General features: G+C 51.6%; 22 protein-coding genes and 1 tRNA gene. 15 read left to right on the top strand and 8 right to left on the bottom strand.

The window, feature by feature from the left end:
• Positions 1-99 precede the first annotated feature (99 nt).
• The 3 genes from BLR00_RS01920 to BLR00_RS01910 form a co-directional block, all read right to left on the bottom strand.
• Entirely contained in the window at positions 100-981 is an 882-nt protein-coding gene (locus tag BLR00_RS01920) for a DUF7946 domain-containing protein (protein WP_074630557.1), read from the bottom strand.
• Between the two features lie 93 nt (positions 982-1,074).
• On the bottom strand, positions 1,075-1,545 hold the full coding sequence (locus BLR00_RS01915; protein WP_074630556.1) for a hypothetical protein: 471 nt from the start codon (positions 1,543-1,545) through the stop codon (positions 1,075-1,077).
• 169 nt (positions 1,546-1,714) lie between these two features.
• Positions 1,715-1,921, bottom strand: coding sequence for a hypothetical protein (locus BLR00_RS01910; protein ID WP_074630555.1), 207 nt, complete (start codon positions 1,919-1,921; stop codon positions 1,715-1,717).
• Positions 1,922-2,635: 714 nt separating this feature from the next.
• On the opposite strand from BLR00_RS01910, the gene BLR00_RS01905 reads away from it, so the two are divergent.
• Positions 2,636-2,711 (top strand) — tRNA-Lys (locus tag BLR00_RS01905).
• 338 nt (positions 2,712-3,049) lie between these two features.
• Here the strand turns inward: BLR00_RS01905 and ppnN are convergent.
• The gene (gene ppnN / locus BLR00_RS01900; protein WP_074630554.1) at positions 3,050-4,426 is read right to left on the bottom strand and encodes a nucleotide 5'-monophosphate nucleosidase PpnN; all 1,377 of its coding nucleotides are present in this window, start codon (positions 4,424-4,426) and stop codon (positions 3,050-3,052) included.
• 276 nt (positions 4,427-4,702) lie between these two features.
• Between ppnN and BLR00_RS01895 the strand changes: the two genes are divergently transcribed.
• Complete coding sequence (locus tag BLR00_RS01895) at positions 4,703-5,080, top strand: hypothetical protein (protein WP_308811301.1); 378 nt, start codon at positions 4,703-4,705, stop codon at positions 5,078-5,080.
• Positions 5,081-5,352: 272 nt separating this feature from the next.
• On the opposite strand, the gene BLR00_RS01890 is transcribed toward BLR00_RS01895, so the two are convergent.
• Positions 5,353-5,817: a hypothetical protein gene (locus BLR00_RS01890; RefSeq protein ID WP_074630553.1), complete on the bottom strand. Its 465-nt coding sequence runs from the start codon at positions 5,815-5,817 to the stop codon at positions 5,353-5,355.
• 570 nt (positions 5,818-6,387) lie between these two features.
• Between BLR00_RS01890 and BLR00_RS01885 the strand changes: the two genes are divergently transcribed.
• The 4 genes from BLR00_RS01885 to BLR00_RS01870 all read left to right on the top strand — a co-directional run bounded on the left by BLR00_RS01885 (position 6,388) and on the right by BLR00_RS01870 (position 8,734).
• Positions 6,388-6,870: a hypothetical protein gene (locus BLR00_RS01885; protein WP_074630552.1), complete on the top strand. Its 483-nt coding sequence runs from the start codon at positions 6,388-6,390 to the stop codon at positions 6,868-6,870.
• A gap of 12 nt (positions 6,871-6,882) precedes the next feature.
• On the top strand, positions 6,883-7,479 hold the full coding sequence (locus tag BLR00_RS01880; RefSeq protein ID WP_081346615.1) for a hypothetical protein: 597 nt from the start codon (positions 6,883-6,885) through the stop codon (positions 7,477-7,479).
• Between the two features lie 162 nt (positions 7,480-7,641).
• A complete protein-coding gene (locus BLR00_RS01875; RefSeq protein WP_074630551.1) occupies positions 7,642-8,067 on the top strand; it encodes a hypothetical protein in 426 nt (141 codons plus the stop codon).
• A gap of 85 nt (positions 8,068-8,152) precedes the next feature.
• Positions 8,153-8,734: a hypothetical protein gene (locus BLR00_RS01870; protein WP_074630550.1), complete on the top strand. Its 582-nt coding sequence runs from the start codon at positions 8,153-8,155 to the stop codon at positions 8,732-8,734.
• A 456-nt stretch (positions 8,735-9,190) separates the two neighbouring features.
• On the opposite strand, the gene BLR00_RS01865 is transcribed toward BLR00_RS01870, so the two are convergent.
• Positions 9,191-10,345 carry an NAD(P)/FAD-dependent oxidoreductase gene (locus BLR00_RS01865; RefSeq protein WP_074630549.1) on the bottom strand — a complete coding sequence of 385 codons (1,155 nt, stop codon included), beginning with the start codon at positions 10,343-10,345 and terminating at the stop codon, positions 9,191-9,193.
• Between the two features lie 337 nt (positions 10,346-10,682).
• On the opposite strand from BLR00_RS01865, the gene BLR00_RS01860 reads away from it, so the two are divergent.
• The 5 genes from BLR00_RS01860 (at position 10,683) to BLR00_RS01840 (ending at position 17,983) form a co-directional block, all read left to right on the top strand.
• Positions 10,683-11,561, top strand: coding sequence for a 2-hydroxy-3-oxopropionate reductase (locus tag BLR00_RS01860; protein WP_074630548.1), 879 nt, complete (start codon positions 10,683-10,685; stop codon positions 11,559-11,561).
• Between the two features lie 48 nt (positions 11,562-11,609).
• Positions 11,610-13,064 (top strand): FAD-linked oxidase C-terminal domain-containing protein, encoded by a 1,455-nt coding sequence (locus BLR00_RS01855; RefSeq protein WP_074630547.1) that lies wholly within the window; start codon positions 11,610-11,612, stop codon positions 13,062-13,064.
• A gap of 28 nt (positions 13,065-13,092) precedes the next feature.
• Positions 13,093-14,166: a glycolate oxidase subunit GlcE gene (gene glcE / locus BLR00_RS01850; RefSeq protein ID WP_074630546.1), complete on the top strand. Its 1,074-nt coding sequence runs from the start codon at positions 13,093-13,095 to the stop codon at positions 14,164-14,166.
• Positions 14,167-14,170: 4 nt separating this feature from the next.
• Entirely contained in the window at positions 14,171-15,466 is a 1,296-nt protein-coding gene (glcF, locus tag BLR00_RS01845) for a glycolate oxidase subunit GlcF (RefSeq protein ID WP_074630545.1), read from the top strand.
• Between the two features lie 213 nt (positions 15,467-15,679).
• Positions 15,680-17,983, top strand: a complete 2,304-nt coding sequence (locus tag BLR00_RS01840) for a DNA translocase FtsK (protein ID WP_074630544.1) — start codon at positions 15,680-15,682, stop codon at positions 17,981-17,983.
• 182 nt (positions 17,984-18,165) lie between these two features.
• Here BLR00_RS01840 and BLR00_RS01835 read toward each other — a convergent pair whose 3' ends face one another.
• The gene (locus BLR00_RS01835) at positions 18,166-18,978 is read right to left on the bottom strand and encodes a methane monooxygenase/ammonia monooxygenase subunit C (RefSeq protein ID WP_074630543.1); all 813 of its coding nucleotides are present in this window, start codon (positions 18,976-18,978) and stop codon (positions 18,166-18,168) included.
• A 216-nt stretch (positions 18,979-19,194) separates the two neighbouring features.
• On the opposite strand from BLR00_RS01835, the gene lolA reads away from it, so the two are divergent.
• Genes lolA through BLR00_RS01815 form a run of 4 tightly spaced genes read left to right on the top strand, consistent with a single transcriptional unit; the run spans position 19,195 to position 23,479 of the window.
• The gene (gene lolA, locus BLR00_RS01830) at positions 19,195-20,004 is read left to right on the top strand and encodes an outer membrane lipoprotein periplasmic chaperone LolA (protein ID WP_308811304.1); all 810 of its coding nucleotides are present in this window, start codon (positions 19,195-19,197) and stop codon (positions 20,002-20,004) included.
• On the top strand, positions 19,997-21,310 hold the full coding sequence (locus tag BLR00_RS01825; protein WP_074630542.1) for a replication-associated recombination protein A: 1,314 nt from the start codon (positions 19,997-19,999) through the stop codon (positions 21,308-21,310). The genes lolA and BLR00_RS01825 overlap by 8 nt, the downstream gene beginning before the upstream one ends.
• A 50-nt stretch (positions 21,311-21,360) precedes the next feature.
• A complete protein-coding gene (gene serS, locus BLR00_RS01820; RefSeq protein WP_074630541.1) occupies positions 21,361-22,731 on the top strand; it encodes a serine--tRNA ligase in 1,371 nt (456 codons plus the stop codon).
• Positions 22,732-22,771: 40 nt separating this feature from the next.
• Entirely contained in the window at positions 22,772-23,479 is a 708-nt protein-coding gene (locus tag BLR00_RS01815) for a DUF6781 family protein (RefSeq protein WP_074630540.1), read from the top strand.
• 11 nt (positions 23,480-23,490) lie between these two features.
• Here BLR00_RS01815 and BLR00_RS01810 read toward each other — a convergent pair whose 3' ends face one another.
• A complete protein-coding gene (locus BLR00_RS01810) occupies positions 23,491-24,081 on the bottom strand; it encodes a peroxiredoxin family protein (RefSeq protein ID WP_074630539.1) in 591 nt (196 codons plus the stop codon).
• Positions 24,082-24,966 lie beyond the last annotated feature (885 nt).

Below are 24,966 nucleotides of genomic sequence, written 5' to 3'. Positions count from 1 at the left end.
GATTGTAGGGTTTCATAGTGTATTTCATGAGGGGTCGTACAGATTATAAGGGATCGCAGACCGCCATCAACCAATGCGTTAACCGATTGTTTGTCAATCTTAAGATAAGGGTTTGCTAGAAACTTCAGTTATCAGAAAACCTTTCAATTGACCAGATTTGCTAGTCATCCTGTATGCTTTACAAAAAACGATACTATTTTCATTGGTTAAACTTAAGGCATTCGCGTGCAAGCTGCGAATTATGAGATCAAAAGCGATTCGATTTCTTGCTTGATCCCTTAGCTCAAACGAAACCGGCCAGCCTATGCTTTTATCAAATATCTTTCCCTTGAACGTATTTTTGTAGTAACCGGAAATACGACCCTGAATCTCTTCTGGTTCAGCAGATATGTGGGTCTCATGAATGAAATCATATGTTTCAATTGTTAGACTTTGCTGCAAAGGGATTTTCCTATCACCAATGGTAGTGACGATTCTGCCTTTTTTAGCCGTATGTCCCTTGTAAATAGGCCTATGCATTTCTTCAATAGCGGGGGAACATTTTTCTACTAGGGAATGCGCTTGTGATTCTCTTATTTGTGGCAACTGAGTTTTTTTTATGTCCGATTCATCGTACAGCTTTTTCAATGTCTTATCATAATCAACATGAAATCCAAGACTTTCCGAAACCACATAGTCATACAGTGAATGTATCAGATGCCCGATTGGAGTATTAATGGGGGCCGTTCCTAGATGATATAAGGAAGCCATCACTACAGCCGTCATTTTCCAACTTCCTGCTTCAGATGGAAGCGCATAGATAGTGGCACCTTTAAGATAAGGTGCTTGCGTAATTATTTCGTTATTTAAAACAAGATGGGTGGTAAGGGCTATAGATCGCTGGAATCCTATGAGAGCTTTCGAAACATCGTAAAAGTCTATTAAGTGTCTATCCGAATCATTCCCGGTAAATGAAAGTGTGAACTGAACGGTTTTTATCATAGCTAGTTATTCCCATCGGGGGTTCTGAGAAATGACGACATACTAAATAAATCGATTTCCGGATAAACACGAAAAAAACAACGTATAGCTATTTCATTCATTTCTTAACAAGACCGCCTTTTCTTTCCCTATTATTTTTGTAATACGGCATAAACGAAGCGTTCTTGCAAACGTTTTTGCGGTTCCCCGTTCACCATCATCAGAAATATGATTTAACATCTTATTCAAACATTCTTGATCTTCACCTATATCAATTTCGCACATGAACACCACGCCTTTAATATCCCGTCCCTCAGTTTGATTTAAAGTGCCCATCCATAGTTTCGCTTTTCGCTCATTAATATTATCCAGCTGCCCCTGACATTCACCTGGTTTAAAATGATTTACGCCTGACAATAGATATTTCGCTTCCGAAGCACTGAAAGTGGTTAGTTGCTTATCGGTGGTTAAGGCAGTTATATACTCATGTGGGATGCTGTCGTCGTAATGAGGTTCTTTACCACATCCCGTAAGTGAGAAAATTAAAAAGAATGCCGAAATAAAAACAAATCTAGTGAGGATCATTTTTATAGATTAATTCATAGATATCACTATTAACGGCAGGGTGAAAACATAACTGAATAGCAGGGATAGAAACCATTCTGGTCCTCTTAAAATTGGATCGCCATACACATATATGGTCTAAAGTAAAAAGGCCCCACCGAAGCAGGGCCAGTTTCTTACCTATTATTAGTTACTTCTTCTTCGACGGGCTAGGCGGTGTACGTGTTTCCACTACCGTTGTCTTTGGACGACGTTGAGCTTCCCTTACAGGAATAAACTGTCCAGTACCAGCATCACGTCCTATTTTCCCGCTATTACCACTATTACTTTTAGTTGCCATTTTTGATGTCTCATAAAGACCTTCAACGACATTCTGTAGGCGATTAATGCTTGTCATCCTAAAACGCCTACGTTAGAATCCGCTCAAGGTTGATTAAAGTTCATTTAGGTGTAACTTAGTTAATCTTTGTTAGCGGCTCAACGTCATAGGATAAGTGCCGCGAACAGTACCAACCTCAAATTAATGAGGGGACGTTCCAGCGCGATTTCTGATCGCATGGATTTTCCTTATAAGTTTTGCGCTTAGTCAACGCTGTTAGTAAAAGAATGCCCTGCTATTTGCCGTAGCGGGGTATTCGCATTTTTGGGATTAAGAATCACATATGTTTCATAAATCCACCCATCTTTAATCCCTTACCAAACCACTACATCTAGTACTCTCATCCGGCCCAATTTACCATGACTAGTACATTCGGACCATAGTGCAATATTTTTCGATGTGTGTCAAAATTTTTATCGAAATTTTCGTGAGTGGCTCACCATGAAAATATTGATCTTGAACGATTATCCTACACACGTCATTGGGGCAGATGCATATCAAAGCAAAACTTGCTGATATTGATAATTTCTTCTAGATTTTATTTCGTTGCAGTGCACTATATAGCAAAAGGCCCCATCCCCCTTGGTACCCCTAAAGGGATATGACAAATAGAATCACAATACAATCACAGTGACCCGCTTCCACTGCCACATATTATTCGTTATAATTAATATTGGTACTATAATCTAAGGTGTTGATTAGTAGGGGTATTGAATTCCGGGTCCATATTCCGGGTCGTTAGCTCAGTTGGTAGAGCAGCGGACTCTTAATCCGTAGGTCGAGCGTTCGAGCCGCTCACGACCCACCAATAAAACAAAGGCTTACAGCAATGTAAGTCTTTGTTATCCTAAATTAGTCAGCCGTACCGCCCCTAATCGAATGCCAGCTTACCAGCAGTAAAACTATCCCTAGCCTTCAGCGACGCCCAGCGCGCTGAAGGCCGGATTTCGGTAGGTCTTTGGTGGCGACAGAAATTGAAGCCACGTCCGGCATACCGGCTACCGCAGTTCATATCAGAAAGAAAGTGGTTGTCTCGCCGGATGGCAAGGTGGCCTTTACGGATTTTGATATTTGTTGTCATTGCGGGGAACGCAGCGACGTGGCAATCTCGACTTCGATGCTATATTCAAACTCGATCAGATTCCTCTACTTAATTATTCGATAACACGGTTTATATTCTTTAGTGGGCAGCTTCATGCGTTGTTGCGCAACAAATGACGCGAGCAAACCATCTAGGGCGTCCGTAATACTTTTTTCCCCGCGTATTTCAAAGAGCCCATGTTCCTCAATTGAGCGAATGCCCTCATCTTTCACGTTACCCGAGACAATACCTGAAAATGCCCGGCGCAAATGCGCCGCCAACAAATGCACTTCTTGGTTTTTATGCAATTCAAGGTTGCGCATATTATCGTGAGTCGGCGTAAACGGACGTTGAAACTCATGTTCAATCTTGAGCACCCAGTTAAAGTAATACGCGTCACTCAGATCCTTTCGGAACTGCTTCACTTTTTCAATGCCAGCTACTGCTTCGCGCGCAACTAATACCGGATCATCAATAATAATTTGATAACGCTGTTGGGCACTGCTACCCAGTGTCGCGCCAATGAACGCGTCGATACCTTTGAAATAATCGGCGGAATCTTTTGGTCCGGTAAGAATCACCGGATAGGGCAGATCATTGTTATCAGGATGCAATAATAAACCCAGGATGAACAAAATTTCTTCCGCTGTTCCCACGCCACCAGGAAACACTACAATCGCATGACCCGTACGCACAAACGCTTCCAGGCGCTTTTCTATATCTGGCATGATGACCAGGTCATTCACGATAGGATTGGGCGATTCCGCCGCAATAATGCCTGGCTCGGTAATACCGAGATATTGTCCCATCGCAATGCGTTGCTTCGCATGGCCGATGGTAGCGCCTTTCATGGGGCCTTTCATCGCACCGGGACCACACCCCGTGCAGATGTCCAAGCCACGTAGCCCCAATTGATAACCGACTTCTTTTGAATAATCGTATTCTTGTCGGCTGATCGAATGTCCGCCCCAACATACCACCAAGCGCGGATTTGTCATGGGCCGTAAAATATTTGCATTGCGCAATATGTGAAATACGGCGTTGGTCACGCCATCCGACGTATTGATATCGTAGTGCGGGTTATCGGTGATTTCGTCACTGATATAAACCACATCGCGCAACACCGCAAACAGATGTTCATTAATGCCACGAATAATCTTGCCATCGACAAACGCGCTTGCAGGCGCTTTATTTACCGCGAGTTTTATGCCGCGCTGTTGTTGTACAACACGTATTTCAAATGATTCATACCGCTCGAGCAGTTCCTTGCCATCATCCATGTGGTTGCCGCAATTCAGCACAGCCAAACAGCAATTGCGAAACACGTTGTATAAACCACCCTGACTTTTATCAAGTAATTTATTGACTTCGTATTTTGATAAGACATCCAAACGGCCAGCGGGCGTTATGCGGGCATCTACCAATTCTTCCGCTTTGTTCATCGTCATACTTCCAGTGGTTAATTTAGTGAGTTTTTATACGATCCACATTTCAGAGTATTCATTTATTATGTAATTTTCGTGAACGTTTTTCTATGAATGCGTGGATTTTGGGGCAAATGTAACGGTTACATTTTGCGGAGCCGATCGGGATTAACAGTCCGGCTCTTTATTGAGCGATCTATTGAAACTTTTGCACCATTTCCAATTCCAGCGATAGTCTTGGTAGCTTGGCAACAAGATTGCCATGAGCGCGCGTAAGTATACGTCACCAGTAGATTGGGTGCAGTCAATCAGCACGGTGAAGTGTTGCCGGTGGGCGGGATCAACGAAAAAATAGAGGGTTATTTTCGCGTCTGCGAAACAGCCGGACTGGATGGCAGTCACGGTGTGCTGATTCCAAACCGCAACCGCCGGCACTTGATGCTGGAGCACAAGATCGTGGAGGCGGTCGCCAGAAATTTATTCCATATCTATACTGCTGAGCATGTGAGTGAAGGCGTACAGTTGCTCACCGGTTTCCCGACCGGCATAGCGGATGAGACAGGCAATTATCGGCATGACAGCATACTGGGCCGTGCCCAGCAGACCTTGCTGGCTTATCGCCGCGCCTGCCAGGAATCACAACATCCGAAGGTAAAACGCAAACGCTTCTGATTGCGCCCGGTGAGATTTTCGCTGCCGCCGGCCAGCTCAGCGTACCTCGGTCCCTCAGGGTCGCGACGGCGTGCTCGTGGGGGATACCGAGGTTGCCCATCGCCTGCCGAGGGTTATAAATTCACCCCTTTCACCCTGCCTAAAATTCATACAGACTGACAGGATTGCCGCCGTTTCCGCCTATAAGCGCTCTATCCGAAAATCAAGTAGCTTTTTTTGCTTGCGAGCGAATAAAAATTGATTTTCCTTGCAGCGGCGGGTTACGGCATTGCTTATTGAGCAGGCTGGGGAGCAACTCGCAGCCAGCCATCGGGGCAATTTCTGATGTAGGGATAGTAACCTTCCGGCTTGCGGCAGTAGTGCCAATAGTGGGTGGCCTGAGCCTGCGGCTCGACAGGCTGGGTTTGCATAATCTGTGGCTGCTGCGGCATATAAATTGGCGGAGCTGAAGGTACCGTAACAACCGGCGGATACCCATATCCGTATGGTGAAGCGCCATAGCCGGGTGCATACCCGTAAGGTGCATAGCCATAAGCAGGCGGGTATCCGTAATAAGGGGAGTAGTAGGGTACTCTGCCATAGTAACCCAAGCCATAGCCGCCCCATAGCCCCAACCCCAGTCCCCATCCAAACCCTCCTCCATGATGATGGTGACCCCACCCGCCAGCCCATACGGAGGTTGCAGGCAGGGCTCCGAACAGTATGAGCGCAAGGCACATTAATCTGATTTTTCTCATGTGAATCTCTATTCCGCAGCCGCGATTTATATGAAATCTATCTATCCACACCCCGTTGACCGATGAGCTGGATCAGCCGGATATCAATCTCCACAATCATGCTGATATAACGTATCAAGCAGCGGATTGGTTGTCGTAAGGGACGGGATTACTCATATATTTTTTTGATTTACCCCGACTTTATTCTTTCCGGCAAATTTAGTAGCGATAGCGTTTCTGACATTCTGTAAATCGCCGAGCGACTGAAATTCCGCTATAAGGTCACCGGCTTCAAGTCTTTCGGGTAAAGCTCAAAGTCTTGGCCCGTAAAACCGGTCATGTGGGCCGGCAATCAAATTTCCTCCGTTTTTTCTTTTTCTACCCTTGACGAAAGTAAGCCTGTTCAATTTCAGCCAGATTTAAGGAAAAAGCTCAGTAAAGGTTGCGTGGCGAAATTATTTTTTTAAATCTATGTAACCAGGTGACAACCAATCCTGCTATTGACGCGTTATATCAGCACAGCTGCACAGAAAGTTATTTGCTGAATTGGTTTCTCTGCAGTTAAACGTAACCATAAGAATGGAGACTTGCATGAGAAAAATCAGATTAATGTGCCTTGCGCTCATACTGCTCGGAACCTTCCCTGCCAGTTCGGTTTGGGCGCGCGGAGGCCACGGTCATGGCCATCATCACCACGGTCATCACCACGGTCATCACCATGGTCACCATCGCCACTATGGGGGAGGATATGGGGGATATGGATTAGCGCTCGGGATGGGATTATTGGGTTACGGCTTGGGCTCTTATGCAGGCAGAGCCCCATCTTATGGATATGCGCCTAATTACGGGTATGCACCAAATTATGGGTATGCGCCCGCCGTTGCAGTGCCGGCGGCGCCACCGGTTTATATCCAGCAACCCCAGATCATACAGGTTCAGCCTCAGCCTCAACTTCAGGCTCAGGCTCAGGCGTCCAATTATTGGCACTACTGCCGTAAACCGGAAGGATACTATCCCTACATCAAAAACTGTCCAGATGGCTGGCTGCAGGTCGCTCCCCAGCCAGCTCAATAGGCAAGCCACGCCATGATGTCAAAAATAATCAAGTTATCCGCTCTGCTGGCGATAGCTTCGCTGGCTGCGTGCGCGAGTATACCCACCGGCCCGAGCATGATGGCTTTGCCGGGGTCTGGCAGAAGCTTCGATGAGTTTCGTTACGACGATTATTACTGTAGACAATTCGCCTACGAACAAGTGGGAGGCATGACGCCGAACCGGGCCTCGATCACCAGCGGGGTCGGAAGCGCCGCTGTTGGCGCCGGGCTGGGTGCGGCAGCGGGCGTGGCTTTGGGCGGAGGGCGCGGCGCTGCGATTGGTGCCGGCGCCGGTCTTTTGGCGGGAAGTTTGGCGGGAACAAACACTGCCAATGCATCTGGCTATGGCAGCCAGCAACGTTACGATACAGGCTATACCCAATGCATGTACGGCAAAGGTCATCGTGTTCCGGTATCCGGTCAGGTCAACAATTCCCCCATGAGTGGTTACAACGGGACTATGAGTGCTTCTTATCCATCTTATCCACCTGCGAGAGGTATGCAGGGAGGGGCATTGCCGCCTCCTCCGCCTCCTCCTCCGGGTATACCACCGCCACCTCCACCCGGTAAAATTTTGAAGGGATACTAGCCTCTCAGGATGTAGGGTGTACTTCAGTACAATAGTGATTGCTATTAAAGCCGGTAAGATGGAAAACTTCAGACAGAGTTTCTGCTGCCCTTACGCCGAGCCATAAACGGATACATTTTTCTAGACAAATAGACGTTTAATAACTGTAAAAGGAGATCGGAAATGCGTAAAGTCGGTTTAGCGGTATTGTTGGCCGGCGTTGTCTTCGGTTATGGCAGCCCGGTGCTGGCGCAGCAAGGAAATGGTGCGGGCGGAGGCGGGGAGGGGAAACGGGGTGGAACGGCTTTTGATCACCGGAGCCAGCAAGGAAGCGAAAACTCGAATGCCCAATGGTCTACCGGAGCAACCAAAGGTAAAGACCGCGCGGATCTGAGAAATCAAGATGGTGATGGGCATGGTCATGGTAAGGATCAAGGGGGAGTTGGCGGCAACGACAAGGATCACGGCGGCAAGGCTCGCGGCAACGACAAGGATCACGGCGGCAAGGCTCGCGGCCACGACAAGGAGCATGGTGGCAAGGCTCGCGGCCATGACAAGGAACATGGTGGCAAGGCTGGTGGCCATGGTAAGGGTAAAAAAGCAGACTAAAAGTAGTCGGGTCGTGATTCCAGCCAGCTCTGGAGTAATGGCCAAATACCAGAGAAGGAAAGTTTTTCTCAGAAGGAGAATGTAGATGTCGAATGAACCCCTTAACCCCTGGAAGCTCGCAACGATTGGAATACTATTGGTGGGTGCAACCGCAGCCGCTACAATGCTCTTTGTAGGGCGAGATTCCAAGACTGAGGCACCTGATCCCCAAACGGCACAAGTCAGTGAGGCTCCTGTAGCCGAGGCGGGCAAGGCCGCGCCCCCCGTCGAGCGGCAACGGGCTCCCCATGCGCCAAATCCCCCGCAGGTAGCATATCCTCCGCAGGGAGCATATCCTCCGCAGGGAGCATATCCTCCGCAGGCGGCAAATTCCGCGTACCCTTCACAATCTGTCGTGGAGGCATGCAACCGGTATGCGAGTGAAGAAGTCAATAGCAAAACCGAAGAAGTACTCAAGAACGCCGCACTGGGTGCTGCTATTGGAGCGGCTGTGGGTGCAGCCGGCGGTGCCATTGCGGGCGGAGGAAAAGGTGCGGGGAAAGGAGCCGCTATTGGCGGTGTAACCGGCGCGGCGGGGGGAAGTCTCTATGGTCTCAACGAGACTAAGTCTCACGATGCGCAATACCAGGCTGCTTATGCTTCTTGCATGCGCACGAAGGGCTACTGATTTAGGAGGCTAAGCCTTATCCGCAAAGCGTGGATCTTGGATCATGGCGCATCCTGTTGAGATCCTATTGAACCTAAATCCGGCAATTGGACGGGGCGGAGTGTGCGGTTTTTGGGGTGCAGAGAAAGGCGCAACTCCTTGGAATGGTCGTTCCATTCCAAGGAGTTGCAACGCTGCCATGCGCCGTAAAAACCGTGCAATCTGCCCTGTAGCGGACTCATCCAAAAGGTGAGCGTAAAATAATACGAAATATTGTTATTAATCACAACACTGATCTATTAAATGAGCGGTCAACTGCCGGATTTAGGTTGAAGTCTTATTGACAGCGGAAGAGGCTGGACTCAGTGCCGCTCACATGATTGGGATCACATATCGTAGCGGCACCGCACCCGTGATGAAACATCTGCCCTTGGAGTAGGTTTCGTGGCCTGCCGTTTCTGGATAAGCCGGTAAGTATTATTCCATCACCGCCGGTAACTGCGTGGCGAGCAAATTCTTTTCCTTGGTTACCGTACCCAGCAGCGCATAGCCCAGCAGTTTGCCTTCCGCACTCTGAAATAATGCTTTCACGCCGCTTTCGCTTTCCTCTATCAGCCATTCGCCTTGCGCATTGGGGTCGGGAGGTGAGACTACGGTTGCGCAGGCCGGGGTTTTAACCACCACGGGCATGGCGGGGTATCGTACCAGAGTTGGAGTCCGGGCAAGCGTTGCCGCAAGGCCACGGGCGGCATGCATGATCGGCATAACGAAGGGCAGTACCCTGCCCTCCACCTCGGCGCAGTCACCGAGCGCATAGATATCCGAATACCGGGTTTGTAGCGAACGGCTCACCGCAACGCCGCGATTTACCTTGATGCCGGCGGCTTCCGCCAGGGCAGTGCGCGGGCGTAATCCTATGGCGGAGAGCAAGACATCCGTTTGTATGATTTCCCCATTGTCGAGAGTCAAGCGCAAGCTTTCGTGAATTCGTTCCACGCGCTGTGTTGCAGCACCCATATGGAAAACTATGCCAATCGCCTCCAGCCTGTGTTGCAGAAAGGCGCCACCAGCCTGTGGTAGAAGCCGCCCCAGAGGACGTGCGCTGATATCTATTACACGTACCCGATAACCGGCCACAGCCAGATCATTGGCAAATTCACAGCCGATCAGTCCCGCACCCAGAATGGTCACATCCTTTTTGCCCTGTAGCGCAGTGCACAGCTGGTGGTAGTCGTCGAGATCATTGACTGACAAAATTGCGTCAACACCGTCTCCCTCCAGCGGCAGACGGACCGGATCAGCACCCAGGGCCAGAATGAGTTGACTGTAAGGAAGCTTTTCTCCGTCTCGCAAGGTCACGCTTTTACCGGAAGGGTCAATGGCCGTTACGCGACTATGCGAACGAATCGTCATCTTCAATTGCTCGGCCATTTTTTCCGCGTTGGCATTGAGTATGGATAGCGGCGTTTTACCGGTAGCCAAGGCGTTTGACAGCATAGGCTTTGAGTAGAATCCGCCATGATCCGCGGAAATAATCTGGATGGATGTTTCGGCGTCCAGTTTGCGAAATTCCCGAGCCACGGTATATCCCGCAAGCCCGCTGCCGATGATGACTACCGGTTGCCGGCTCAACCTTTCACCATTTCAAAGTGAGTACCTATTATGCTCCGGGTGAAGGTGCTGTCCGGACTGACAATCGTTTCGTCATAGATGAAGTTATACATATCGTACTGAGATTCGGTCATTCCAGATTCCTTGCGAATAGCGAATGATAAATTATTTTCAACCTGATTTTGATGTTTCCAAAGGTTTATGCGGCATACTTTTGAGGTATGGTAGCTGTATTAGTCAGCTGGACACCGGTAAAGTTTACTAGCGTAACCCAGATGCATGAGAAAATCCGGAAATCAGGATAACGAACCGGAATGCGCTAGCCGGCAAAGCATTTAGCGTATTGATGAGTACAAATATGATGAATATTGGTTTTATCGGTCTTGGCATCATGGGCAAGCCTATGGCCGGACACCTTATCAATGGCGGGCACGCATTGTTTCTGTATTCGCGTAGCGGCGTGCCGCAAGAATTGCTCGAGCAAGGGGGCAAGGCTTGTTTCTCGCCCGAAGAAGTGGCACAAAACGCCGGCATCATTATCACCATGCTACCCGATACCCCGGATGTGGAAAGCGTACTATTCGGTGAAAATGGCGTGGCGCAGGGATTGACGCCAGGCAAGACGGTGGTGGACATGAGCTCCATCTCTCCCATTGAGACCAAGGTATTCGCCGCCAGGATCAACCAGTTCGGTTGCGATTATGTGGATGCTCCCGTGTCGGGGGGTGATGTAGGCGCGAAGAATGCCACCCTGACCATTATGGCGGGGGCCACGGAAGCCGTATTTGGAAAAGTAAAACCTGTTCTTGAGTTAATGGGTAAAAGCGTCACTTTAATTGGTGATAATGGCGCCGGTCAGACTTGCAAGATTGCCAATCAGATCATCGTTGCGCTCACTATCGAGGCCGTGGGTGAGGCGTTGCTGTTTGCATCCAAGGCGGGCGTCGACCCTGCCAGGGTGCGTCAAGCCCTCATGGGCGGATTCGCCGCGTCACGTGTCCTGGAGATTCACGGCGAACGCATGATCAAGCGTACATTCGATCCGGGATTTCGCATTGAACTGCATCAAAAGGATTTGAATCTCGCGCTAACGGGTGCGCGTACACTGGGTGTGAGTCTACTCAATACCGCCGCCACGCAAGAGTTATTCAACGCATGTATTGCGCATGGCGGCGCAAAGTGGGACAGTTCGGCCGTGGTACAGGTGCTGGAAAAATTGGCGAATCATGAGATCTAATACGAGCCCCATGAACCAGGTTCAGTAAACATATTAAACTGTTGAGCTATGGATTCCCTTCAATTAGCCGCCAGGCTGCGTACTTTCCTTCCGTCGGAAGCGGTGCTCCATGAGACCGAAGACTTGAGGCCTTATGAATGCGATGGTTTGTCGGCGTACCGGCAAGCGCCCATGATCGTCGTGCTGCCGCAAACGGAAGGCGAAGTGATCGAAGTCCTCAAGGTCTGTCATGCCGCGAAAACCCCGGTCGTGGCACGCGGCGCAGGCACCGGATTATCCGGTGGTGCGCTGCCCCACGCAGAGGGCGTGCTGCTCTCGCTCGCCAAGCTGAAACGCATACTTGAAGTTAATCCGGTGGCGCGCGTTGCCCGGGTGCAACCGGGCGTGCGCAATCTTGCCATTAGCGAAGCGGCCGCACCCTACGGCTTGTATTATGCTCCCGACCCTTCTTCGCAGATCGCCTGCTCCATCGGGGGCAATGTGGCAGAAAATTCGGGAGGTGTGCACTGTCTGAAGTATGGGCTCACGGTACACAATATCCTTAAATTGCGGGTGGTAACCATTGCAGGCGAGATTCTGGAAATCGGCGGTGAGAGCCTGGATTCACCAGGCTACAACTTGTTGGCGCTGATGACCGGCAGTGAAGGCATGCTGGGTGTCGTTACCGAAGTCACCGTAAAACTCCTGCCCAGACCGGAAAAAGCGCAAGTTGTCATGGTGGCCTTTGACGACATCCGTCAAGCGGCGGATGCGGTGGCGAACGTGATTGGCGCGGGCATCATTCCAGCCGGCATGGAAATGATGGATAAAATTACCACGCGCGCAGTAGAGGAGTATGTCCATGCCGGCTACAATCTTGATGCGGCCGCGATCCTGCTGTGCGAGTCCGACGGTACGGTGGAGGAAGTTGTGGAGGAGATCCGTCGCATTGACGAGATCATGAACGAGAGCGGCGCAACCGAAATCAGAACCTCTCGTGATGAAGCGGAGCGGCTCAAGTTCTGGGCCGGGCGTAAGGCGGCTTTTCCAGCCGCGGGTCGCGTTTCACCTGATTATTACTGCATGGACGGGACTATCCCACGCAACAAACTCGCGCAGGTATTGAGTGGAATTGAAGCACTCTCCGCTGAATACGGGCTGCGTTGCATGAATGTCTTCCACGCGGGAGATGGCAATCTGCACCCGTTGATTCTTTACGATGCCAACAAGTCTGGCGAACTGGAAATGACTGAGGAGTTTGGTGCGAAAATACTTCAAATGTGTATTCAGGCCGGCGGAACCATTACCGGTGAGCATGGAGTTGGCATCGAAAAAATCAATCAGATGTGCTCCCAATTCAAGACCGGGGAACTTGAGATGTTTCACGCGGTAAAGGCGGCATTCGATCCGGAGGGATTGTTGAATCCCGGAAAAGCCGTTCCGACTCTACGCCGCTGCGCCGAACATGGCGCGATGCATGTACATCGGGGCGAAGAAAAATTTCCGGAGTTGCCAAGGTTTTGAACGACAGACTGATCCGCATTCTTTGTCTATGCAAGATATCGTAGACCAATTTGCCGGCATTATCCGTGCCGCTGCCGAAGATAAAGCGCCGTTATGCATACGCGGCGGAGGCAGCAAGGATTTCTACGGTAATCACATCCCGGGGCGGAATGACGGCGTTCTTGACACTAGCGCTTACGCCGGAATCGTGGATTATGAGCGGACCGAACTGGTGCTGACTGCCCGCGCCGGCACTCGTTTGGCCGATCTCGAAACCGAGTTGCGCAAGCATGGTCAAATGATGGCGTTCGAGCCACCGCATTTTGAGCCTGCCGCCACATTGGGTGGTTGTATCGCCACCGGCCTGTCTGGCCCACGCCGGGCATCCGCCGGGGCGGTACGCGACTTTGTGCTGGGTGTGCGCATGCTTGACGGCAGAGGAGATGACCTGCGTTTTGGTGGGCAGGTAATGAAAAATGTCGCGGGCTATGATGTTTCGCGTTTGATGACAGGTTCGATGGGAACATTGGGTCTGTTGCTGGAAATCTCACTCAAAGTGCTGCCGCTGCCGGCAATGGAGACCACGCTGCGTATACCGATGGTGGAAGCCGAGGCCATTGAAAGGATGAATCTGTGGGCCGGTAAGCCTCTACCCGTTTCCGCCACCTGTTTTTGCGACGGCGAGCTGTTTATAAGGCTCTCTGGCGCCGAGCCTGCGGTGCGTGCAGCGCATGCGAAGCTGGGTGGCGATGAAATCGATGACGGAGAGGTTTTTTGGGAATCGGTACGCGAACAGTCGCATTCATTTTTTCAATCGGGGAAATCGCTCTGGCGCTTATCCATAAAATCGACAGCCCCGCCGCTGCCTTTGCCGGGTAAGCAATTGATGGAATGGGGAGGCGCGCTACGTTGGTGGGCAGATGAAACGGGAGTCGATGCCGGTGTTGCACGCGGAATCGCTAAGGCTGCGGGCGGCCACGCTACGCTGTTCCGCAGCCACGAATCATGTGCTGACGTATTTCATCCGCTTGAACCGGCGATGTTGGCTATTCACCGGCGTATAAAGGAGAAGTTCGATCCGATGGGGATACTAAATCCTGGCCGGATGTATCCTCAATACTAAATAAATGCAAACCAACCTAGCCGATTTCATTAAAGATTCTCCCGAGGGGCAAGAAGCTGACGCCATCCTGCGGACCTGTGTGCATTGTGGTTTCTGCCTCGCCACCTGTCCGACCTATCAGTTGCTGGGCGATGAGCTGGATAGCCCGCGCGGCCGTATTTACCTGATGAAACAGATGCTGGAAGGCGAGCCGGTTACGCAAAAAACCCAGTTGCATCTTGACCGTTGCCTTACTTGCCGTGCCTGCGAGACAGCTTGCCCATCCGGCGTGCGTTATGGGCGGCTGGTGGATATCGGTCGTGGCATCGTTGAAAAAAAAGTGGGACGTGGTGCGGCGGCTGGTGCCATGCGATACGCACTGCGCCAGACCTTACCTAATTCCAAGTTGTTTTCATCGTTATTGAGGCTGGGACGAGGCATTCGTCCATTGCTTCCAGGCAGCCTGAAGGATTCGATACCGCCGAAAGCGAAAGAAATGCAGCTTGCGGGAGCATGGCCCCCTGCTCGTCATGCACGCAGGATGCTGGTACTCGAAGGCTGTGTGCAGCCGGCGCTGGCCCCCAATATCAACGCGGCTACCGCACGAGTACTGGACAAGCTGGGCATATCCCTGATCAAAGCGGAAAACGCGGGTTGCTGTGGGGCGGTTTCGTACCATCTCAATGCCCAGCAAGAGGGATTGGATTACATGCGCCGCAATGTAGATGCCTGGTGGCCGTACGTGGGAAACGCAATGGAAATTAATGCCAGGCAAGAAAGGGGAGGAGTGGAAGCGATCGTCATGACTGCCAGCGGTTGCGGCGTAACGGTGAAGGAATATGGCCATTTGTTGCGTCATGATCCGGCCTATGCGGAAAAAGCGGCACATATTTCAGAATTGTGTAAAGATATCAGCGAAATACTCGAAGCCGAGACCCAAGTATTGGCTAGTTCTATCAATAGCTTGCCGGTTAACCCAAAGAAATCAAAACTTGCTTTTCATTCTCCTTGTACGTTGCAACACGGCATGCAGATTCGCGGCGTAGTCGAGAGGATTCTGATTGCCGCAGGTTTCGAACTGACGGTTGTGCCGGACGCCCATCTTTGCTGCGGATCGGCCGGGACCTACTCCATTCTGCAACCGGAGCTATCGCAACAGTTATTGAAAAATAAGGTAACGGCACTGGAATCGGGTAGTCCCGCTTGCATTGCTACCGCCAACATAGGTTGCCTCATGCACGTCCGAGGTGGTACCTCATTACCAGTCAGTCACTGGATCGAGTTGCTGGACGAAAGATTCGTTAAAAGCGCGCATGCCTGAATTTTCCAATAAGTCATAGAATGAAGTTGCGCGCGAATTCGTGAACCGGCTTATCGAGCCAATGAGCAAGGGTATTGCATATAAATTTTCCTGTCGCTCCCTCGTAAACTTCGTGTCCGGCAGGACTTCATCGCGGAGTTTGCTTTTTCCCCTCAGGCTAACTCTATATAATCAGACTTATTTTTCCTTGGCCCTGTTTCCTGGGGACTACTCATGAGCTTCGTCAACAAGCCAATGGCGAAAAAGCCGAGCTCCAATCCCCTGCCGTCCAGAATCGTCAGGCTGTTGCGTGAATCGTGCGGACTTGCCTTACTGGGGGTGGCGCTTTATCTGGTGCTGATATTTTATGGCTATGATCGCGCCGATCCTGGCTGGTCGCATAGCGGCGACGGTCCTCCCCATAACCCTGGAGGCGTTGCGGGCGCCTGGCTGGCGGATTTACTTCTCTATTTGCTTGGTGCTTCCGCCTGGTGGTGGGTGTTGTTTTTCCTTTATCTGGTGGCATGGAGCTATCATCGCATCGACGCCGTGGGGATATTTGATCGCCGCCCGTTATTTGTTTCAGCCGCAGGTTTCGTGGTATTGCTGGCCGCCAGCAGCGGGTTTGAAGCACTGCGGTTATATACACTTAAAATAATGCTGCCGCAGGCTCCGGGAGGCGTGCTGGGTCAGCTGATCAACGGGAATTTGTCGCAAATGCTGGGTTTTACCGGCGCCACTTTGGCATTGCTGATATTGATGGCGATCGGATTCAGCTTGTTTACCGGCCTGTCGTGGGTACGCTTTGCCGAGAAACTGGGGGCGATAATTGAGGGCACCTGGCTGTTTGCCGGACGCCGCTGGGAGGACTGGCAAGATCGGCGCGCAGGCTTGGTTTCAGCAATCAAACGCGACGAATTGGTTGAGGTCGGTAAGAAGCGTTTCCATGAAAATCCGCCTTTGCATATCGAACCCCCAGCCACCATCATTCTCAAGTCGTCGCGTGTTATCAAAGAGAAACAGACGCCGCTGTTCGTGGATTTACCCGATTCACCCTTGCCACCGCTGCATCTGCTGGATGAGCCGGCCAAGGATGTGGAAATGCTGTCGACAGATACGCTTGAATTCACGTCCCGTCTGATCGAACGCAAGCTGATCGATTTTGGGGTCGAAGTCAAAGTAGTGGCAGCCTATCCCGGTCCGGTCATTACCCGTTATGAGATCGAACCGGCGGTAGGCGTTAAAGGTAATCAGATTCTCAATCTGGTGAAAGATCTGGCACGCTCCCTGTCGGTGGTGAGTATACGCGTGGTCGAGACTATTCCCGGCAAGACCAGTATGGGTCTGGAAATTCCCAACCCCAAACGGCAGGTGGTGCGCTTGTCGGAAATCCTCAGTTCGCAGGCGTATTCCGACATGGGGTCGCCATTGACTATCGCATTAGGCAAGGATATCGGCGGTCATCCGGTGGTGGCTGACCTGGGCAGAATGCCGCACGTACTGGTCGCGGGAACGACAGGATCAGGTAAATCGGTGGCTATCAATGCCATGATCCTGAGCCTTATCTACAAGGCTACGCCTGAGCAGGTACGCCTGATTCTGGTGGATCCGAAGATGCTTGAGCTGTCTGTGTACGAAGGCATTCCCCATCTGCTGGCGCCTGTGGTGACCGATATGCGGCAAGCGGCGAGCGCGTTGCGCTGGTGCGTGGCGGAGATGGAGCGCCGCTACAAGCTGATGTCATCGCTGGGCGTGCGTAATCTCGGCGGTTACAATCAAAAAATCCGCGATGCGATCAAGAACGATAAGCCGCTTGTCAATCCGTTCACTCTGACACCCGATACGCCGGACCTGCTGGAGGAAATGCCATTGATTGTAGTGGTCATAGACGAACTGGCGGACTTGATGATGGTGGTGGGCAAGAAAGTCGAGGAATTGATCGCAAGACTGGCCCAGAAAGCCCGTGCTGCGGGTGTGCATTTGCTGCTCGCCACGCAACGGCCCTCGGTGGATGTGATCACTGGCCTGATCAAGGCCAATATTCCAACGCGGGTAGCATTTCAGGTATCGAGTAAGGTGGATTCACGCACCATACTCGATCAGATGGGGGCGGAGGCGCTGTTGGGGCAGGGGGATATGCTTTATCTGCCTCCGGGCAGCGGCTACCCACAGCGGGTGCATGGCGCTTTTGTCGCCGATCAGGAAGTGCATCGTGTGGTGGAATATATCAAGGAACATGGCGAACCGCGCTATGTGGAAGGCGTGCTTAATTCAATTGAAGAGGAAGGCAACGGCAATGCAGGAGAAAATAGCGGCATGGTGGGGCCGGACAGCGGCGAAGCCGATCCGCTCTATGATGAGGCCGTCGCCATGGTGCTCAAGACGCGCCGCGCCTCAATCTCCCTGGTGCAACGACACTTGCGCATTGGTTATAACCGGGCCGCGCGCCTAATTGAGGAGATGGAACGCGCCGGTCTCGTTTCCGCCATGCAAACCAACGGTAATCGGGAGGTGCTGGTTCCTGCGCGGAATGAGTAGGTCTACCGCCATGCAGTTTGGGGTGACACGGATAAGTCGCTATGCGACTTTGTCATAGGTTGGTTGCCTGCGATGCCGATCCAGTCATTTCTTAACACCTGACTGTGATGCACAAATGATACCGCCCCGCTCCCCGGTCTTGCAGGAGCAGGGCGGCTGGCCCAATCAGGGTCTATCCGGTCTTACGGGACGATCCGGTTGTTGAGGATGACTTTGCTCTGTCCGTTCCAGATGACGTCGGTCAGGTTGGAGTAGCGGGTGATGATCTGTGCCGCGATGCCCCCGGCAAACAGGCCCGACCAGCCCAGTATCACAAAGCCCCAGTGCAGCGGTGCGCTAAACAGTTCTTCCATGAACCAGAAGGCATGGCCCCATTCGTTCAGGCCTACGTTCGGCAGGATCATGAGCGGGCCGGCAATGGCCATCACCAGCGGGAACGAGGTGCCACGGGCGTACAGCGGCAGACGGGTCATGGCATACAGGTAGCTGGCCACGCCACAGACGATGTACATCGGGAAGGAACCATAGAACACTACCACATGGCTCGGGGTGAAGCTGGTGTCGCGGATGATGACCTGGTGCCAGGAGGCATCCTGCTCGGTGAAGAAGCTACCGCCCCAGTACACACCAAACAGGTATACGCCCAGCCACATCATCCAGTAGAAGTAACGCTTGACTTCCAGTTTGGGGTCCAGGTTGTCCAGGTTGGTGTCACGTGTCTTCCAGATCCAGCCCCAGGTGACCAGCGCAAAGATCGGCATGACGATCATGTGCACCCGCCACAGTCCCATCCATACCTTCTCGAATTCCGGCTCCATCGAGTCCATGCCGTGCGAGTAGGCAAACGTCCGCTGAAACCAGATCCAGAATATCGCTACTCCCAGCATGGTGATCAGCCCAAATTTGTACCACCTTGAGTCGTACCACAGCGACATGTCGTAGTCGCGTCCGCTCGACCCCGCATGGCTGCCTGATGTTTCAAGTGTAGTTGCCATTTTGATTACTCCTTGTTACCAATAGTTAAGAATCCTACCAACTTTTAGCAGCGAAATGAATCCGCAGGCTATTTTAGACTTTGATACTTCAGTGTAGTTCCCACAAATATACTGTGGTTTTTCCTATAACCTTTTTGGATCAGGTATAAAACAGGCGTACCTATATATAAGACAATTGAACTGGACAAACGATCCCGCGCGAACCTGCATATCGTGATGACATTGGATCGCGGCGTTTTATCCGCCCTGATAAAGGCAGAAGCCGGTAAAATCGCGGCTGCAACCTCGATCAAGTCGGATAAGTTCCACGATGGGCGCGGTGAACGCATGCGCAGAGTAAAATTGTGGCTTCTGAGACTCGCATTGATCCAACCCGCTTGTTCACTGCTATCGAGAAACATTATGAATTTTCTAGAACGATCCTATTTCTTGTTGCTGCTTTCCTTGTTCGCTTCCATTGCGGAGGCTGGAGCGATTAGCAGCCTCAAAACTTTCGTCCAGGATACGCGTACTGTTCGCGCGGTGTTTGTCCAGACGGTGCTGGACAAAAATACGCGTGTGGTACAAAGAGGGGGCGGTACCATGCAATTCGAGCGTCCCGGAAAATTTCGATGGGTATACGAAAAGCCATACGAACAATTGATTGTCGGCGACGGCGCCCGGATATGGTTTTACGATCGCGATCTTGATCAGGTGACGGTACGCAAGCTGGATCTTGCCATCGGCACCAGCCCTGCTGCGCTACTCGCGGGCAGCAGCAATATCGAGGCCAATTTTGATCTGGTTGAAATTGGGTTACAGGGGGATACGGAATGGCTTGAAGCAAAGCCCAAAGCCAAGGAAGGCACTTTTGAATGGGTGCGCTTGGGATTTTCCCCGGCAGGCGAATTGAAAGCGATGGAGCTGCACGATAACTTTGGTCAGACTACGGTACTCACATTTTCCCGGGTGGAACAAAACCCCAAGCTTTCGGCAGAGTTGTTCAAGTTCAGTCCCCCCGAAGGAGCGGACGTAATCAGTGATTGATTTGTTCGAAAAGCGAGAGCCTGCAGCACCTCTTGCAGAACGATTGCGTCCTCAGGAACTGAGAGAGGTTGTGGGGCAATCGCACTTGCTTGGGGCGGGGAGGCCATTGCGGCTTGCGTTTGAATCCGGGAAGCCTCACTCAATGATATTGTGGGGACCGCCCGGCACCGGCAAAACAACGTTGGCGAGACTGATGGCGCAGGCGTTTGACGCCGAATTCATTGCGCTGTCGGCGGTATTGTCGGGCGTCAAGGATATCCGTGAAGCGATAGAACGAGCGCAAGCCGTATTGCAGCAATCGGGTCGCCACACTATTCTGTTCGTGGATGAGGTGCATCGCTTCAACAAGTCACAGCAGGATGCGTTTCTGCCGTATGTCGAACAGGGTTTAGTGACATTCATCGGTGCCACCACCGAGAATCCCTCGTTTGAGGTCAACAGTGCGCTATTGTCGCGCGCACAGGTTTATGTGCTCACAGCGTTATCGGAAGACGAGCTCATTATCCTGTTTGAACGAGCGATAGATCTGGCATTGCCGGAATTGAGTTTTACCGATGACGCCAGACGCTTGTTGACTGGATATGCGGATGGCGACGCGCGGCGCTTACTCAATTTTCTGGAACAAATAAAAACCGCGGCAGCCATTGGTGGAGTTACCGAAATAGCGGCAGATTATGTCGCTAATGCACTCTTTCGCGGTGCGCACCGTTTTGATAAAGGCGGTGATGAATTCTATGATCAGATTTCGGCGTTGCATAAATCGCTACGCGGTTCCAACCCGGATGCCGCGCTATACTGGATGTGTCGCATGCTGGACGGAGGCGCCGATCCGCTTTATATCGGGCGGCGATTGATTCGCGCGGCGGTGGAGGACATAGGTTTGGCCGATCCGCGCGCATTGCGGGTTGCCCTGGATGCCACCGAGACATACGAACGGCTGGGGAGTCCGGAGGGAGAGTTATCCTTGGCACAAGCAACACTGTATCTGGCTTGCGCGCCGAAGAGCAACGCCGCCTACCTTGCGTATAATAAAGCCCGGTCTTTCATTGGCAGCAACCCGTCACATCGCGTACCCGAGCATTTGCGTAATGCGCCCACCAAGCTGATGAAGGAATTAGGCTATGGACAGGAGTATCGCTATGCTCATGACGATCCGGAAGCCTACGCCGCTGGGGAGAATTATTTTCCGGAAGGTATGCCAGAGGTTAAATTTTACCAACCGACCGTGCGTGGGCTGGAAGGGAAAATTTCGGAAAAGTTGGCGTATTTGCGCGAATTAGACAGGCAGGCGAAGAAAATGCCGTAAACAGTTGCGCTTATCAGAACCCGGCGCAAGACACGTTTTTTGGAGTTTGCATGTTAGATATTCAGCTATTACGTACCGATCTGGAAAATGTCGTCAGGCTTCTTGCCAAACGTGGCCATACTTTTCCGGTTACGGAATTCAACTCGCTGGAAGCGGAACGCAAAACGCTTCAGACTCGCACTCAGGAACTGCAAGCGCGGCGTAACGCCGTCTCCAGACAGATTGGCAATGCCAAAGGCAGAGGCGAGGATGTTACCGCTATCCTGGCGGAGGTGGAAAATCTTGGCGATGACCTTAAGCAGGCCGAAACGCGCCTTGAACAAACCCAAACCGCGTTGCAGCATATATTGCTCCAGATTCCCAACCTTTCGCATACCAGTGTACCGGAAGGCACAAGCGAAGCCGATAATCGAGAAGTACGCCGTTGGGGAACGCCACGCGCGTTCGAGTTTGCGGTGAGTGATCATGTGAGCATTGGTGAGAACCTCGGTTTGCTCGATTTTCCTACCGCTGTAAAACTAAGCGGCGCACGCTTCAGCCTGATGACAGGCGGACTGGCGCGGCTTCATCGCGCGCTCGCGCAGTTTATGCTGGATACGCACACGCAGGAGCATGGTTACACCGAGGCCTACGTGCCGTACCTGGTCAATGCGGAGAGCTTGCAGGGCACCGGGCAGCTGCCAAAATTCAAGGAGGATTTATTCGAGATTCCTCGACGGAGAGTTAATCCGGCTGAATCTCATCCACAAAGTGAGAGCGATCAAAGCCGATCACTGGCGAACCCGCAATATCGGCTGGACGATGATAATTTGTATTTGATTCCCACTGCGGAGGTTCCGCTCAGTAACATTGTGCGTGATAAGATTGTTGCATGCGAATCCCTTCCCATTAAGCTCACCGCGCATACGCCATGCTTCCGCTCCGAAGCGGGCAGCTATGGCAGAGACACGCGCGGTATGATCCGCCAGCATCAGTTCGACAAGGTGGAGTTGGTCCAACTTGTCCATCCGCAACAGTCTTATGAAGCGCTGGAGGAGCTTACCGGTCATGCTGAAAAGATTCTCCAAAAACTGGAGCTGCCTTATCGTGTAATGGTGCTATGTACCGCCGACATGGGTTTTGCAGCTGCCAAGACTTACGATATTGAAGTATGGCTGCCTGCGCAAAATGCCTATCGTGAAATTTCCTCATGCAGTAATTGTGAAGCATTTCAGGCACGGCGCATGCAGGCACGCTTTCGCAATGAGAAAGGTAAGCCGGAACTATTGCATACCCTCAATGGCTCAGGGCTGGCGGTGGGACGAACGCTGGTGGCGATTCTTGAAAACTTTCAGAATGCCGATGGCAGCTTGTCGATTCCCAAGGTCCTGCAATCTTACATGGGCGGCCTCGACCGGCTCGCGCGCAAGCCGGAAAAGTAAATTACACATCAATTATTTCATCATTCAAGGAGGTTTTACCATGCAGAAGAAAACTGGAGGCAGAACCGCTCATGACGCAACGGCCGACATATCGGCGCTTGAGGCTGAGGTTCGTGGTGCTATTGCAAAGGGCGATAATGTTCAGCAGGTGGTCCGGGACCTGACAGTCAAAGCACTCAGCACGCAAAACCGGGATCTCGAATCCCTGCGGCGCATCATGACAGCGGTGATGCAAGGCGTGCATGATGGCGCGCAGCAAAAACTGCAACACACCTCAGCCCACACGCAAACGGCGTTGACACCCATCCGCGATGCGGTTGCCGGACTGGATGCCGCGCTGGCACAGTTTGCCGAAGCGTCGAAGCTGGCTTTGGAGGAAGCCGCAGGCCGCGCGCACAAATTTTCCAGTGAAGAACTCACCCGAGTGCGCGGCGAACTGGAAAGCGTGGAAAATCTTTTCCTTGAAACCGTGCAGGCATCGGCTTCCACCGCCCAGAAAGTCGTGTCGGAAACCTTGCACGATTTGGTCGCGCACGCAAAACACAATGGAACCGCTGTCGGTTCTCAGTTGAAGGACACGCTTGCGGCGTTTAATCACGAGATAACCTCGGCCGGTCAAACCCGGCTTGAAGCCGGCCTGCAGTTGACCCACGCCATCACCGATCTCATGCGCCAGGTGGCTGCTGGCTTACTCACCGGCATCGCAGAGCGGGTTAAGCCAGACGATAAGGCCAAGAAGCCGGGCTAGCCGGCTTCCCTTCATACGCTGCATCCATTCTCGTCACAAACAGTATTTCCGCTGTCCGTCCCGGTCGCCGCGGGACTGGCCGCGGACTCATCGACTTCGATCTCTTCAGAGAGTAATGCGCCGATCGAGAATCCCACCGAGAGATCGCTCACATGCCCAAATTTATGCAGGCGAATACGCCCGGATTTGTCGATCAGAATAAGGGTCGGCGTTCCCTGCATCTGGTATGCGCGCATTGTGAGCGGCACGCCTTTCGGCTCTCCATCCAACTCTCCATCATATTTATCGATTCCAATAGGAAAGCGCAATCGATACTCGTGCACGAATACTTCAAGTGCATCACGGCCCATTACAGCGTGATGTTCAAAGACGGTATGAAGCCCGATCACCGCAACCCGGTTGGAATCAAACTCCTGAGATATCCTCTGGGCTTGCGGAATACCGACCTGTACGCAACCCGGACAGAAAATTTGAAAGGTGTGAAGAACGACTACTTTGCCGCGCAGTGACGCCAGTGTAGGCGGCCGCGTGGTGTTGAGCCATCCCGAAGTCTGTAGCTCCGGTGCTGCGCTTGCGCTGATGATGTTCACGGTTTCTGCCATTTTTTATACCCCCAATAGGGTTCCGTTAAAAAGTTGAGGAAACCGGATAATTATTGCACGAGCCCAAAGTTTTCGCTCGCTCGTTTGCCCGCCCCTGCCGGTTATCCACAGACAATAGCCTATCCATCTCGTCTAATCCTGTGTGAGAAGAGTCCTGGATCTGGGCGCATTCATATGTCGATGCCAGTGCCCTTCCAGGGAGATCGGAATAGATAAGGTCTCGTTGAGTCATGTGGGTGATTCCCGGCAACCATGCGGAATCATGCCATCGAGATAAATGGTTCATCTTAACCCGGTCGATGGTAGGGATTTGACAATAGAATAACTTGATTGGGATGAGAGGCGCTCAGCGAAAAATCATACGCGTTGTTGCGGCATGATCGCAGCAGTGACGAAGGAAATAGAGGTGGAAGGTAATTTGCTACAGCTTCCGCCTTGGAGCGTGCGTGCGGTGTAAAGAAGAAAACAGACACGTGAAGAAAACAGACACGTTATAAGAGGACAAATTCCTATCCAGAATGGAAATCGCCACAATTCAATTAGGGTAAAATTACCCTCTTTTGAAGAGGGAAAAATACCGCTTTTTAGAATAGGGGCATTATTAATTTAGGCTAACAAGACGCGTTTCTTTCTTGTACGCGTAATTTTCGTGTGGTAGAATTTTGTTCTGACTTATTTGCGGCACCCGGCATAAAAAACAGCGCTGAATGCATAGAAATTGCTGTTAATACGGAATAAATCTGTTCTGATCGCTTGAGAAATGAAAGGGTGGTAATTTCTTTAAAAACAGTGATTTCGCTAAATAAGGAAGATTAAACAGTCCGGCAAAAGAATGCTTTCTAATTAAATAATAATCGAAAAGCATATTTATGGCATCGAAATTAC

Source organism: Nitrosospira multiformis, assembly GCF_900103165.1.
GTDB classification, from domain to species: Bacteria; Pseudomonadota; Gammaproteobacteria; order Burkholderiales; family Nitrosomonadaceae; genus Nitrosospira; species Nitrosospira multiformis_D.
Note: the sequence above shows the minus strand (reverse complement) of the source record. Positions and strands in the feature narration are given on the sequence as shown.

Excerpts from the sequence above, each read along its gene's own strand:
- BLR00_RS01880 (WP_081346615.1), top strand. The coding sequence starts at position 6,883 with ATGATGTCAAAAATAATCAAGTTATCCGCTCTGCTGGCGATAGCTTCG.
- glcE (WP_074630546.1), top strand. The coding sequence starts at position 13,093 with ATGCAAGATATCGTAGACCAATTTGCCGGCATTATCCGTGCCGCTGCC.
- BLR00_RS01860 (WP_074630548.1), top strand. The coding sequence starts at position 10,683 with ATGATGAATATTGGTTTTATCGGTCTTGGCATCATGGGCAAGCCTATG.
- BLR00_RS01875 (WP_074630551.1), top strand. The coding sequence starts at position 7,642 with ATGCGTAAAGTCGGTTTAGCGGTATTGTTGGCCGGCGTTGTCTTCGGT.
- BLR00_RS01920 (WP_074630557.1), bottom strand. The coding sequence starts at position 981 with ATGATAAAAACCGTTCAGTTCACACTTTCATTTACCGGGAATGATTCG.
- BLR00_RS01890 (WP_074630553.1), bottom strand. The coding sequence starts at position 5,817 with ATGAGAAAAATCAGATTAATGTGCCTTGCGCTCATACTGTTCGGAGCC.
- BLR00_RS01840 (WP_074630544.1), top strand. The coding sequence starts at position 15,680 with ATGAGCTTCGTCAACAAGCCAATGGCGAAAAAGCCGAGCTCCAATCCC.
- BLR00_RS01810 (WP_074630539.1), bottom strand. The coding sequence starts at position 24,081 with ATGGCAGAAACCGTGAACATCATCAGCGCAAGCGCAGCACCGGAGCTA.
- BLR00_RS01835 (WP_074630543.1), bottom strand. The coding sequence starts at position 18,978 with ATGGCAACTACACTTGAAACATCAGGCAGCCATGCGGGGTCGAGCGGA.
- glcF (WP_074630545.1), top strand. The coding sequence starts at position 14,171 with ATGCAAACCAACCTAGCCGATTTCATTAAAGATTCTCCCGAGGGGCAA.
- lolA (WP_308811304.1), top strand. The coding sequence starts at position 19,195 with ATGACATTGGATCGCGGCGTTTTATCCGCCCTGATAAAGGCAGAAGCC.
- BLR00_RS01870 (WP_074630550.1), top strand. The coding sequence starts at position 8,153 with ATGTCGAATGAACCCCTTAACCCCTGGAAGCTCGCAACGATTGGAATA.
- BLR00_RS01815 (WP_074630540.1), top strand. The coding sequence starts at position 22,772 with ATGCAGAAGAAAACTGGAGGCAGAACCGCTCATGACGCAACGGCCGAC.
- BLR00_RS01855 (WP_074630547.1), top strand. The coding sequence starts at position 11,610 with ATGGATTCCCTTCAATTAGCCGCCAGGCTGCGTACTTTCCTTCCGTCG.
- ppnN (WP_074630554.1), bottom strand. The coding sequence starts at position 4,426 with ATGAACAAAGCGGAAGAATTGGTAGATGCCCGCATAACGCCCGCTGGC.
- BLR00_RS01885 (WP_074630552.1), top strand. The coding sequence starts at position 6,388 with ATGAGAAAAATCAGATTAATGTGCCTTGCGCTCATACTGCTCGGAACC.
- serS (WP_074630541.1), top strand. The coding sequence starts at position 21,361 with ATGTTAGATATTCAGCTATTACGTACCGATCTGGAAAATGTCGTCAGG.
- BLR00_RS01915 (WP_074630556.1), bottom strand. The coding sequence starts at position 1,545 with ATGATCCTCACTAGATTTGTTTTTATTTCGGCATTCTTTTTAATTTTC.
- BLR00_RS01910 (WP_074630555.1), bottom strand. The coding sequence starts at position 1,921 with ATGACAAGCATTAATCGCCTACAGAATGTCGTTGAAGGTCTTTATGAG.